Genomic DNA, 11,685 nt, shown 5'->3' with positions numbered 1-11,685 from the left:
CCCTGCTCCCTGCCTAAATCAGCCGCCCCAAACTCGTTCTAAAACAGTTTGCGGTGCGATGTCTGAGAGTTTGCCTGTAGGAGATTTGATGGCGATACAGCGATCGCTCGGTGGGATTAACTTCTTGGGATCTGTAGCTCCAAACAACGCAATCGTATAGGTTTGCACTGCTACTGCTAGATGCATGGGCGCGCTGTCAGTACATAGCAATAAATTGGCAGCAGCAACGATCGCTGCTGTTTTCCCAATATCTGGGGGATTTGTCACCTTCAGATCGGGAAATGTTTCCTGTAGCGATCGCACCAACTGCTCGTCCTCTGCTGTTTGCACTAGGATCGCAATTGGTAGATCCGGCTGACGCTGTTGCAAATTTTGAATCACTTGTCGCCAACTTTGGACGGGGTAGGTTTGGATGCTGGTTTTCGCAGCCGCAAGTTGGCTAGAGCCGCCGTGAATTAATATGTAACCGCTATCTTTGATTCCCAGTCGTTGCTGCTCTTTGTCTGCCCATTCTAGGTCTGATTTGGGGACGTTAATCGTTAAATCGGGACAGGGGGTAGAAATCCCCAATCCTTTGAGCAGATCGTGATACATTGCCGCGACATACTGCTCGGTTTTGAGGGGGACGGAGTTCGTCAGAAACAGATTTCCTCCCCCCTGGTAGCTGACTCGCACTGCAACGCCACTCAGCCAGAGCGCCATGCCTACAAAAGGGCGCTTTCCGGCACAAATCGCGATATCGTATTCGCGATCGCGGATATTACCGATTAGATCGACCCATTCGGTCAAACTGTTACGGTCTTTAAAGTCGAACTTTAGCACGTTGGACACGGACTTACAGATTCGGTACGCTCCCAAAGAGCCAGGCTCTGCCACCACATCGATTTCAGCGTCGGGATAATTTCGCTTCAGATCGTCCAGGGTGGGAAAGAATAGAATTTGGTCGCCAATCCCGCCAGGGACTAGGGCTACTATTCGCATATTTACTGTTCTACGCTTACTCGCTCCTATTTTAGGGGAACATATACTTATGCGAAACGATAAAAGCGTACATTTTTTCAGTTCACAGGAAATAGGGAACAAGGGACAGGAAACAGGCAACAGGAAATAGCAAGCTCTTTTCACGCATCACGACGCGGCTTCATTGCGGAGGAAACCTCCGCTTCCGCCCGCTTCACCACGCACCACTCACCACTTTCTTAAGAAACTGTGTATTTATTAATTCCAGCCGCCGGAATGGGACGAAGAATGGGCAGCGATCGCAATAAGCTGCTGTTGACGCTGCGATCGCAACCTCTAATTGCTTGGACGCTACGCGCAGCCGAAGCATCTCATGAAATTAGTTGGATCGGCATTATTTCCCAACCCGCCGATTGGGTAGATTTGAAGGAGATCCTGGGGGGTTTATCCCTGACTAAACCTGTAGAATTCATTCAAGGGGGAACCACCCGCCAAGAGTCTGTTTACAATGGCTTACAGGCTTTGCCAGCAGACGCTAAACAAGTCCTCATCCACGATGGTGCAAGATGTCTTGCTACACCAGAATTATTCGATCGCTGCGCGGTAGGAATTCGGAATTCGGAATTCGGAATTCGGAATTCAAAATTTTCTGACTCCCGACTCTCGACTCCCGACTCCCCCATCCAAGGCTTAATTGCCGCAATCCCAGTCAAAGACACGATTAAAGTCGTCCATGATGCTGGATTCATTCAAGATACACCAGACCGCAGCCAGCTTTGGGCGGCGCAAACTCCACAGGCTTTTGACGTGCAATTATTGAAGCAGTGTCACGCAAAAGGGTTGGAGCAAGGTTGGGAAGTTACAGACGATGCAGCTTTGTTTGAAAAGTGTGGCTTACCCGTACACATTGTTGAGGGCGAAGAGACAAATTTAAAATTGACGACACCAATGGACTTGGCGATCGCAGAGTTTATATTACAGCAAAGATTAGAAATTGGTAATAGATAATTGTTTACTAGTGTAGAGGCATTACATGTAATGTCTCTACACTAGTAATGGATGATTAATTGACAAATGAAAAATGAGACAAATCTTTGCTATGGGTGGCGGCGGATTTTCTATGGAACCAGGAAATCTTCTGCTGGATAAATACATTCTGGAACTCGCAAAAAAGGAAAAACCAAAAGTTTGTTTTCTTCCAACTGCTAGCGGCGATTCTGATAAATATATTGTTCGATTCTATTCAACTTATATTAACTTGACCTGTCAGCCTTCTCATCTATCTTTATTCCTACCACCTACAGCCGATCTCAAATCTTTTATTCTCGACCAAGACATCATTTATGTAGGTGGCGGAAATACGAAAAGCTTAATTGCCCTCTGGAGAGAGTGGGGACTAGATAAAATTCTTCAAGCAGCTTGGGAAAATGGCGTTATTCTTGCTGGTTTAAGTGCTGGTTCTATTTGTTGGTTTGAACAGGGAATAACTGATTCTATCCCCGGGCAATTGACTGTTTTACAATGTCTTGGCTTGCTCAAAGGTAGCAACTGTCCTCATTATGACGGCGAACCGGAAAGAAGACCAGCTTACCATCGGTTATTATCTCAAGGATTAATTAACCCTGGATATGCTGCTGATGATGGTGTTGGCTTCCACTTTGTTGGTAGCAAACTAGAAAAGATTGTTAGTTCCCGTCCTTTCGCAAAGGCGTATCAATTAGCAAAATTAGATGGAACAGTTACGGAAACAGTTTTAGAACCAATCTATTTAGGCAAGGATAAATGATAGTTGTAACTTTGCCCATTCTGTCATCAGTAGCGGTTGCTGCCATATTCACCTCTCTTAGAATATGCGATCGCTACACTTTAGTAGACTTTGCTACCAACCCCAATTGCAACCCCGATGGATAGCTACCTTCTTCCTTGATCCGCTTGATTTCTACTTCGGAAATCCGTAGGTTAAGTTTAGGTGCGATCGCTTTGATAATATCGCCTCGATCTATCGTTCCCGCTATAGCTCCAGCTGGAGAAAGTACGGTTAGACGTGGTATTTGCTGGCTTTCCATCTGGTTGATGACTTCGACTAAAGATGTCGCTTCCTCAACGTGAGGGATTTCCGTGAGGGGATGAACGATGCTGTGCAGAGTTTGCGTTTCCCACTGACTGCGTTCGACAAGGCGCAAATCGTCAATCGATACCATTCCACGATACCGCCCATCGGATGCGGCAAAATAAGTTTGTGGGGCGGATGTTTCTAGCAGATAAAGGTCGGCAAAAGCCCGCAAGCTCATATCGGCATCTACGACGCGAAAATCGCGGGACATAGCATCGGTAGCGTGCAGTTGCAGCAAGGCTTCTTGTAGTTTCGTGATGCGCTCGTATGCGCTGGCATGGCGAATACCAAACCATCCCAGCAGCACCAACCACAGACCGCTGACTAATTCACCCGTAAAGAATTCTATTGCCGCACCAGTCGCGATCGCCGACCAACCCAAAAATTGTCCAGTTCTCGCCGCCCAACGCACCGCTTGAAAACGATTCCCCGTTACCTTCCACACTGCTGCTTTTAATACCTGTCCTCCATCTAAAGGTAAGCCAGGAATTAAATTAAACAGTGCCAAAATTAAATTCACTCTGGCTAAGTCTGTCACCATGACATTAGCCAAACTCGACGCAGGCAAAACCAAGCCGATCAAAGCAAGAATACCAAACAAACCAATACTCACTAAAGGTCCGGCGATCGCCACTTGTAATGCTTCGCCTGGGGTTTTCGATTCTTCTTCAATCGAAGCAATTCCACCAAAAAGGAATAAAGTAATAGAATTAACCTTAATTCCTTGCGATCGCGCCACTAAGCTATGACCGAGTTCGTGCAGCAAGACCGAACCAAATAACAGCAGTGCGATCGTTAAACCCGCACTTCCAGCTAAGATATTTCCCCAAGGTGAATAACTCAACCCAAAATTGAGGGCAACAAAAGTTAAAATAACAAACCACAAGGGGTCTAAAAATAGTGGAATGCCCCATAAAGCTCCAATTCGCCAACCTGTTTGCATGGGATTTTCCTAAACCAAATTTCTATCCATCTGAACTATAGGTTATGGCTTAAATAAGATTCGATTGCCGGATTGCGATGCGATCTCAAAAATTACAAATCTTACTAGCCCCTATATTTTCTAGGATAAAAGATTTGGCGATCGCACTAGGTTTAATTGAATTCGCGCTAACCGTACAACTGCAATTGTAGAAATACTCAAAGTTATATATACAAAAGCAAAGACGCAAATAATTCTTAGTGCATCTGCGTCTTTGCGTGGGCAATTTGCCTACCTATGCTCGGTGTATTGGTTTTAGTTACGGATAACCGTATTCATCGATCTACTTGATAATGCCCAAGATATTTAAACTCAGCACTAATGGAATGCCGATGACATGCCCTGCACTCATGGCAGCAAGGAAAGAACCAATACTGGGATTATTGAAAATTCCGGCAAATGGTCCTAAAGGAAACTTAGTGCCAACGTGAGGATAGCGAATCGTGCGGGGAATAATCAACAGAAAAACTAAACAAGTAGCAACAATGACTGCCGATCCAGTCCAACTCCACTTGACTGTATCGGGAACAGTTGGTTGAACTTCGGCTGCTGCAAGCAAGAGTGATTCCAACAAAGCTTTAACTCCTAAGATCGATAGGGCTTGGCTACACTCCATCAAAGTGACTTTGCCAAGAAATTTTATCTGTCTTAGGAGTTAATGTCAGTTATCAGTTATCAGTTGTCAGTAGGAGTCAGGAGCCAAAAGTCAGGAGTCAGAAGTTAGAATTTACTGGTCACTGGTCACTGGTCACTGATAACTGCTCCCGCAAAAATCTAGCTCAACCAACCGAGGTTGGACAGTCCGAGGACGATTCCGGCTCCGACGACGTGACCAAATGCCATTGATGCAACAAATGTACCAACGCTGGGACTGCCCAATACTGGTAAGTTTACGGGTAACTTAGCGCCGACTTGAGGATATTTGATACTGCGGCTAGCGATTAGCAGTATTAATAAGGAGCTAGCACTGATAATCAGTGCTACTTGTGGACTCCAGCTGATAGTGTTGGGAACAGTTGGTTGTGTGGCAGCTAGTAAAATTGTATTAATCAAGGTTTTTTCTCCTACATCGAACTATGGAGCGCAATTTCAGGATTATCAAAATTGCTTTGCCAGGAGATAGTATTTGTTTTAATAGTTAACATTAGCTTTATTTTTCTACACAAACTTAGCTTGTATGCGAATCAAAATTTGCGGCATTACGAAACCAGAACAGGGAAAAGCGATCGCCTCTCTTGGCGCAACTGCTTTAGGGTTTATCTGCGTTCCCAACACGCCTCGCTATGTCAATCCCACCCAAATTCGAGCCGCGATCGCGCAGCTACCAGCTACGGTAGACCGGATTGGTGTTTTTGCCAACACTACCCTAAAAGACATTAGCCAGATTGTCGCAGCCACGAAATTGACAGGGGTACAGTTACACGGAGACGAATCACCTGCTTTTTGCCATCAGTTAAGATCTTTGCTACCCGATGTAGAGATTGTCAAAGCATTGAGAATCAAAAATACAGAAGCATTAGAGCAAGCAGCCAATTACACCACATATGTAGATACTCTTCTACTTGATGCTTACCATCCTCAGCAGTTAGGTGGTACGGGAAAAACGCTAGATTGGAATGCTTTGCAACAATTTCAACCGAGTTGTCCTTGGTTTCTCGCTGCCGGACTCACGCCAGATAATATCCTGGCTGCTTTATCTCAACTTCGTCCTCATGGCATTGACTTATCCAGCGGCGTAGAACGTTCTCCAGGAGATAAAGATTTAGATAAAGTGGCTCGACTGTTCGAGCAACTGCGCTTAGCGATCGCTAATTGACGATCGTTTAGATTTCGCTCTCAGCTGTTATTAGTTAATAGCTGATGAGAAAATGATATGAGTGTTAATAGTTGATGGTTGATAGTTCGGTTCTCCAGTTGACAATTAGCTACTGACAATTAACGTCTTTCACCCCTAACCCTTTCCTACCCCTAGCTCATCTTCATGTCTTGGAACGAACTACTACAACCCGATTTAATCCTAGAAGGATCTGTGCTGAATTTGACCCCAGAAATGATTCAGCAATACCACCTCAAAGGCTTGGTGTTAGATGTGGATGAAACCTTAGTACCAATTAAAGCCACAACAGCGTCAGCCGCTTTGCAAGCGTGGGTTGCACAAACAAGACAATTTGTCAAGCTATGGTTGGTGAGTAATAACCTCAGCGATACTCGCATTGGTGGTATTGCTAGGTCTTTGGATCTACCTTACATTCTTGGCGCTGTCAAACCCTCTCGACGAAAGCTAAGGCTAGCAGTAGAAGCAATGAACTTACCAGCGGAACAGGTAGCAATGGTAGGCGATCGCTTGTTTACTGATGTCATTGCTGGCAATCGCTTAGGTATGTTTACGATTTTGGTCGAACCATATGTCGATCCTGGCGAAGCCGTCCGTGCTTACCCCATCCGTGGCTTAGAAGTCCTAGTTTCTCAAGCTCTTGGAGCCTCTCTGATCCCCAAGCAAACAAAAATTAACAAAAATCAGTAAATCTTTAGAAAATCAAACATTAAGAAATAATTAAAGAGTACGGAGCTAAGTAAAATGTCTGAGATTATACTAGAAGTTAATAAGGGGTCGCGCTTATAAAGACCCCAGCCATAAATCATCAGTCATAACCCCATGAAGCACCAGCCTTCTTCTTTTGAAGGACTGGTGCTTTATGATTATTCAGGGAGCAGGGAGCAGTGACTAGTTACCAGTTACCAGTTAATTTTGACTTGCGACTTGTCTTGCTCCCGATCGCTTTCTTCTCCCCTCAGCTCCTTAAAGATGTTGCAAACTCAAACAATTGTTGTCAAAATTGGTACTTCTAGTCTGACGCAATCGCAAACAGGTTTACTAGCCCTTTCCACGATCGCGACTTTAGCAGAAACTCTCTCTCATCTGCGTCGTCAGGGGCATCGCGTGATTTTAGTGTCTTCTGGAGCTGTTGGGATTGGCTGCGCTCGTTTAGGGTTAACGGAGCGCCCCCGCACGATGGCAATGAAACAGGCAGTAGCGGCTGTCGGGCAGGGGCGGTTAATGCGCGTATACGACGATTTTTTTACAACTTTGCAACAGCCAATCGCTCAAGTCCTACTGACTCGTAGCGATGTCGGAGAACGCAGTCGTTATGTCAATGCATACAACACATTTCAAGCCTTATTAGACATTGGTGTGATTCCTATTGTGAATGAGAATGATACGGTAGCAGTTCAAGAACTGAAATTTGGCGATAACGATACTCTCTCTGCCTTAGTTGCCAGTTTAGTTGAGGCAGATTGGCTGTTTTTACTCACGGATGTAGATCGTCTCTATTCTGCCGATCCGCGATCGTTTCCCGATGCTCAGCCAATTGCGTTGGTAACGCATATGGAACAACTAGCCCAATTGCAAGTACAAGTAGGTTCTCCCGGTTCCCAATGGGGAACGGGTGGCATGGTGACGAAAATTGCAGCGGCACGAATTGCTACTGCGGCTGGTGTCCGTACTGTCATTACTGAAGGGCGGTTCCCACATAATATAGAAAAAATTATCCAGGGAGAGCCTTTAGGAACTCAGTTCGCGCCTCAACTCCAACCGAGTAACGCTCGTAAACGCTGGATTGCTTATGGTTTGATTCCTACGGGCAAGCTTTACTTAGATGATGGTGCGGTTAAGGCAATTTGCCAGCAGGGGAAATCTTTACTAGCGGCTGGCATTACTACCATCGAAGGCGAATTTGACAGTCAAGATGCAGTTCAAATTTGCGATCGCTTTGGGAAAGAAGTTGCTAGAGGTATTGTCAACTATAGCAGCAGCGAATTGCAAAATATTCGCGGACGACACTCGAAAGAAATTGCCACAATTTTAGGCTATGCTGGCGCAGCAAACGTAATTCACCGCGATAATTTAGTTTTAATTTAATCTTTGACTTTTTTAGCAGGAATACTAACTAAAAGATGTATGCCCTTCATATACGAACTAATATATGTCATTAGTCCATAGATAAAAGTAACGATTCCTAGCATTTCCATACTTTCTTCTACAGAGGTCAGAGCATAATACATCGGGCGATCGCCATATAAGGATCTATAGTATCCATTATACATTTCTACCAATAATGCTCCTCCAACGTAGATACCTCCAGCTAATAAAAATAAATACTTTATCTGAGTAGGAAGAGAATTGATAAAGCGCAGAAATGCCAGCAAGCAGATAATTGTAAGAATGCTACCAGGTATTGTCCAGGCAAAATAGAAAAAACCGCTCGGATTGAATTTACCCGTAACGATCAGACCGATTCTTTCGTGAATTCCAATTGCCTCATCTATATACAAATAGAAAAAAATAATTGCTAGTGCTGTCCAGTGAGTAGCGTAAGGTTCTCGATTGGCTTTTTTACTATAGGCGATCGCCCCTAACAGTAAAGCACAAAATAGCAAGAGCGACCACGAGAAGAATGCAGGTATGGTTTGTTCACCATCTATATTAAATAGAGAAACTAAAGTATCCTGTAATGGATAGTCAGGTAGAAGGTAAGTACTAACTTGAACTAAAACACAGACAAAAATTACACTAAATGCCGAGACGAGCAAAAATCGAACGATCTTATGAGGAGAAAGATAGATATTCGGATTGTTAGCAAATCGATTGTTCGGTTGGAATAAGGTTTCGTCCAGGAATTTCTGCTCGCCTATCTCGCGCTCTGGTAATACAATTTTTTTCATCACATATTCAATAGTTTCCTGTTTTACCCAACCTCGGGCTGATAAAATTTCTCCTAGACATTTTTCTGTCTGGTGTTGCTCTTCAAGCGCAGTTTCTAATTGAGCTGAGTTGATAATTCCAGACTCAACTAAATACTGTCCCAAAGGCTTTGCCAGCGATGTTTTTAGCTCTAAATCTCTAGTCATTGATTCTTCCCCACATCCAGGTCAATCTTTAAGGCAAAAGACTGCTAGCTCTGCCTAACGCCATCATTTATTAAAAATTTATTTTTTAATTAATTTATAGTTAACAGATGGTTAACTAAAAGTAAAGTCAATGAACCACAAATTTATAGTTTTTTAAGAAAAAATACCTAGAAAAGGCAAGAAATAATTCATTATTAGTTTTAAGACTTGAATGCGATCGCTTGCAAGACTCGCAAGTAGTACAAATAAACTACTCTAATTGCAACTAGACGACAAGATAGCATGAAAAAAGCCCAACTTTATAATTCGCTAAGTTGAGCCAGATAATCGTTTTCAAGTAAATTGTTCGATGCCTTGGTGTAGCAAACAACTAAGCACTGCGACGTTTTTTCTCAGATGCCACAATATTTATACGTAAGCTTGTTCCTTTCATATAGTAACTTATATAGTGAAGTAACGAGTAAATAAATACTGCTATACCTAACATTTCCAAACTTTCTTCAATTGTGACAATAACAGTATAAATAATATCATTCCTATCGTTCATTAGACTAGAATAGTAACCTCCTATCATCTCCATTCCCAGCGTACCGCTAACGTACAAGCTACCAGCTAAGAGAAATAGGCGACGAGTCTGGGTAGGAAGATGACTGAGAAATCGTGTAAAAACAAGCAAACAAATTGAGGCAAAAGCAGCACCAGGAATAACCCAAGTAGAGTGAAGAAACCCACTTGCATTTAATCTTATTTGCAATGGCTCAATTAATTTTTCGTGTAGACTAGCGAACTCATCAATAGCCAAAAACAAAAATATTATTGATAAGGTCATCCAATAATTAATGTATGCTCCTCGATTAGCTCTCTTGGCATTAGCAATAAATCCTAAAATCATCGAGCAGATAATTAAGGTTAAGACAGAATATATTGTTGGAATATTAGACTCATGATCTACAAAAAATAAACCTGACAAAATCTTCTTGGCGGGATATTCTGGTAAATAATAAAGTCCAAATTGCACGCTCAAGCTAGCAATAGCAAGTATAGTAATCGCCACTAACAAAAATTTTAAGGTATGCTGTGGCGTTAGCTCGAATAAGAGAGTTTGCGGCAAATCTTCCCGCACTGGACTGCGTTTTATCACGTCAAATTCTCCAAATGATTTTCTATGTTTTAAATAGAAAAATGCTTGTAATTACGTAATGAAGTTTCATAAATTAGCTATGAAACCTCATAATGAAATATTTTAAAAATTTTAACCTAAATTTAACCAAAGATTATGTGAAAGTTATTTAAAAATTCAGTAAAAAAAGTGTAAAGTTATACAGCACGAATTTTTCCAACCCATGTGCTGTAGTTGGAGTTTGGCGCTTGTTAGCGAGCTAGATCGGTTATTCTGTTATCGGTTAGCGTTCGGCTCTAAAAGATTGAATGTCTGCGCGTAGTCTATCTATCATTGTCATAAGCTCAGTTTGGGCGATCGCAGTTTGCTCTTTAGTTGCCATCCATTTGAGTTTGACAGTTTGGTTGGCTGCTTCCTCATCGCCCAAAATTAGACAAGCCACCGTGCCGCTTTTATCAGCACGGGCAAATTGCTTTTTAAAGGCACTACCGCTGAGGTCTAATTCGACGCTAAACCCTGCTTGGCGTAATTTCTGTGCCAGTATCAGTGCTTGCGCCTGGGCGCGATCGCCCCGTGAAACTACGTAGAAATCTAATTCCGAAACTGGGGGCGTTTGCAATTGTTGTAATAAAATAATCAATCGTTCTAGACCAATTGCCCATCCTACCGCAGGCGTATCGGGTCCACCTAATTCTGTGACTAACCCATCGTAACGCCCACCACCACACACTGTTGCTTGCGCTCCCAAGTCATCGGAGATAACTTCAAAAGCTGTGTGGGTGTAGTAGTCTAATCCTCTGACTAACTTGGGATTGAGTTGGTATTTAATGCCTAAATCACTTAGTAATTGCTGTACCCGCTCGAAGTGTTGCTGCGACTCAGAGCCGAGATAATCTAAAATGCTAGGAGCGTTTTGAGCGATCTCTTTAGTGCGCTCGTCCTTACTATCTAGAATTCGTAAGGGGTTGCGGGTCAAGCGATCTTGGGAATCTGGATCTAATTCGCCTTTGTAGGGCGTGAAATAGTCTACTAGTGCTTGACGATAATTGTGCCGATCTGTTTTGTTCCCAACTGAATTAAGGTCGAGATGCAGGTTTTTCAGCCCTAGATTTTGTAAAATCTCTGTAGCGATCGCAATAACTTCTGCATCTGCCCTCGGATCGGCACTACCGATAACCTCTACGCCTAATTGGTGAAATTGCCGCTGTCTACCAGCTTGAGGGCGCTCGTAGCGAAACATCGGACCCGTATACCACAGACGCTGCACGCCGCCTTGAGCGTATAGCCCATGTTCGATTAAAGCGCGGACAACTCCAGCCGTACCTTCTGGACGCAGGGTAATCGAGCGATCGCCTCGATCCACAAAAGTATACATTTCTTTGCCCACCACATCCGTAGCTTCACCAATTCCCCGTTCAAACAACGTCGTCTGCTCGAAAATCGGCGTACGAATTTCTCGGTAGGCGGCTTTGCTTAAAATATGCCGCGCCGTTGCTTCTACCTGTTGCCAAAAGACAACCTCATCGGGCAGAATGTCTCGCGTCCCGCGTAGTGCCTGAATTTCTCCCATAATTAAGGGGTAAGGGGTAAGGGGTAAGG

At 43.6% G+C, this 11,685-nt stretch carries 12 protein-coding genes; 5 read left to right on the top strand and 7 right to left on the bottom strand.

The features are described from left to right. Nucleotides 1-18 precede the first annotated feature (18 nt). On the bottom strand, nucleotides 19-981 hold the full coding sequence (locus tag C7Y66_RS27955; RefSeq protein ID WP_106548073.1) for a glycosyltransferase family 9 protein: 963 nt from the start codon (nucleotides 979-981) through the stop codon (nucleotides 19-21). Between the two features lie 228 nt (nucleotides 982-1,209). On the opposite strand from C7Y66_RS27955, the gene C7Y66_RS27950 reads away from it, so the two are divergent. Both C7Y66_RS27950 and C7Y66_RS27945 read left to right on the top strand, forming a co-directional pair. After that, entirely contained in the window at nucleotides 1,210-1,968 is a 759-nt protein-coding gene (locus C7Y66_RS27950; RefSeq protein WP_106548072.1) for a 2-C-methyl-D-erythritol 4-phosphate cytidylyltransferase, read from the top strand. 73 nt (nucleotides 1,969-2,041) lie between these two features. After that, complete coding sequence (locus C7Y66_RS27945; RefSeq protein ID WP_015153490.1) at nucleotides 2,042-2,746, top strand: peptidase E; 705 nt, start codon at nucleotides 2,042-2,044, stop codon at nucleotides 2,744-2,746. A gap of 73 nt (nucleotides 2,747-2,819) precedes the next feature. Here the strand turns inward: C7Y66_RS27945 and C7Y66_RS27940 are convergent, their stop codons facing one another. The 3 genes from C7Y66_RS27940 to psaK all read right to left on the bottom strand — a co-directional run bounded on the left by C7Y66_RS27940 (nucleotide 2,820) and on the right by psaK (nucleotide 5,108). Further along, a complete protein-coding gene (locus C7Y66_RS27940) occupies nucleotides 2,820-4,016 on the bottom strand; it encodes a site-2 protease family protein (protein ID WP_106548071.1) in 1,197 nt (398 codons plus the stop codon). A gap of 322 nt (nucleotides 4,017-4,338) precedes the next feature. Then, the gene (locus tag C7Y66_RS27935) at nucleotides 4,339-4,671 is read right to left on the bottom strand and encodes a photosystem I reaction center subunit X-like protein (RefSeq protein ID WP_015153487.1); all 333 of its coding nucleotides are present in this window, start codon (nucleotides 4,669-4,671) and stop codon (nucleotides 4,339-4,341) included. Nucleotides 4,672-4,829: 158 nt separating this feature from the next. Then, the gene (psaK, locus tag C7Y66_RS27930) at nucleotides 4,830-5,108 is read right to left on the bottom strand and encodes a photosystem I reaction center subunit PsaK (protein WP_015153486.1); all 279 of its coding nucleotides are present in this window, start codon (nucleotides 5,106-5,108) and stop codon (nucleotides 4,830-4,832) included. Nucleotides 5,109-5,232: 124 nt separating this feature from the next. On the opposite strand from psaK, the gene C7Y66_RS27925 reads away from it, so the two are divergent. The 3 genes from C7Y66_RS27925 to proB all read left to right on the top strand — a co-directional run bounded on the left by C7Y66_RS27925 (nucleotide 5,233) and on the right by proB (nucleotide 7,977). After that, on the top strand, nucleotides 5,233-5,871 hold the full coding sequence (locus C7Y66_RS27925) for a phosphoribosylanthranilate isomerase (RefSeq protein WP_106548070.1): 639 nt from the start codon (nucleotides 5,233-5,235) through the stop codon (nucleotides 5,869-5,871). Between the two features lie 165 nt (nucleotides 5,872-6,036). After that, entirely contained in the window at nucleotides 6,037-6,579 is a 543-nt protein-coding gene (locus C7Y66_RS27920; protein ID WP_106548069.1) for a YqeG family HAD IIIA-type phosphatase, read from the top strand. A gap of 282 nt (nucleotides 6,580-6,861) precedes the next feature. After that, nucleotides 6,862-7,977 (top strand): glutamate 5-kinase, encoded by a 1,116-nt coding sequence (gene proB / locus C7Y66_RS27915; RefSeq protein WP_106548068.1) that lies wholly within the window; start codon nucleotides 6,862-6,864, stop codon nucleotides 7,975-7,977. Here the strand turns inward: proB and C7Y66_RS31465 are convergent. The 3 genes from C7Y66_RS31465 to hisS all read right to left on the bottom strand — a co-directional run bounded on the left by C7Y66_RS31465 (nucleotide 7,974) and on the right by hisS (nucleotide 11,656). Then, nucleotides 7,974-8,966, bottom strand: coding sequence for a hypothetical protein (locus tag C7Y66_RS31465; RefSeq protein ID WP_158266014.1), 993 nt, complete (start codon nucleotides 8,964-8,966; stop codon nucleotides 7,974-7,976). The two genes, proB and C7Y66_RS31465, sit on opposite strands and share 4 nt — an antisense overlap. A gap of 370 nt (nucleotides 8,967-9,336) precedes the next feature. After that, the gene (locus C7Y66_RS27905; RefSeq protein ID WP_106548067.1) at nucleotides 9,337-10,107 is read right to left on the bottom strand and encodes a hypothetical protein; all 771 of its coding nucleotides are present in this window, start codon (nucleotides 10,105-10,107) and stop codon (nucleotides 9,337-9,339) included. 262 nt (nucleotides 10,108-10,369) lie between these two features. Then, nucleotides 10,370-11,656, bottom strand: a complete 1,287-nt coding sequence (gene hisS / locus C7Y66_RS27900; RefSeq protein ID WP_106548074.1) for a histidine--tRNA ligase — start codon at nucleotides 11,654-11,656, stop codon at nucleotides 10,370-10,372. Nucleotides 11,657-11,685 lie beyond the last annotated feature (29 nt).

It is taken from the genome of Chroococcidiopsis sp. CCALA 051 (genome assembly GCF_003015105.1).
Classification (GTDB): Bacteria; Cyanobacteriota; Cyanobacteriia; order Cyanobacteriales; family Chroococcidiopsidaceae; genus Chroococcidiopsis; species Chroococcidiopsis thermalis.
Note: the sequence above shows the minus strand (reverse complement) of the source record. Positions and strands in the feature narration are given on the sequence as shown.

Bases quoted from the DNA above. Each gene is read 5' to 3' on its own strand.
- C7Y66_RS27955 (WP_106548073.1), bottom strand. From the start codon at position 981: ATGCGAATAGTAGCCCTAGTCCCTGGCGGGATTGGCGACCAAATTCTA.
- C7Y66_RS27945 (WP_015153490.1), top strand. From the start codon at position 2,042: ATGAGACAAATCTTTGCTATGGGTGGCGGCGGATTTTCTATGGAACCA.
- C7Y66_RS27940 (WP_106548071.1), bottom strand. From the start codon at position 4,016: ATGCAAACAGGTTGGCGAATTGGAGCTTTATGGGGCATTCCACTATTT.
- C7Y66_RS27935 (WP_015153487.1), bottom strand. From the start codon at position 4,671: ATGGAGTGTAGCCAAGCCCTATCGATCTTAGGAGTTAAAGCTTTGTTG.
- C7Y66_RS27925 (WP_106548070.1), top strand. From the start codon at position 5,233: ATGCGAATCAAAATTTGCGGCATTACGAAACCAGAACAGGGAAAAGCG.
- C7Y66_RS27920 (WP_106548069.1), top strand. From the start codon at position 6,037: ATGTCTTGGAACGAACTACTACAACCCGATTTAATCCTAGAAGGATCT.
- proB (WP_106548068.1), top strand. From the start codon at position 6,862: ATGTTGCAAACTCAAACAATTGTTGTCAAAATTGGTACTTCTAGTCTG.
- C7Y66_RS31465 (WP_158266014.1), bottom strand. From the start codon at position 8,966: ATGACTAGAGATTTAGAGCTAAAAACATCGCTGGCAAAGCCTTTGGGA.
- hisS (WP_106548074.1), bottom strand. From the start codon at position 11,656: ATGGGAGAAATTCAGGCACTACGCGGGACGCGAGACATTCTGCCCGAT.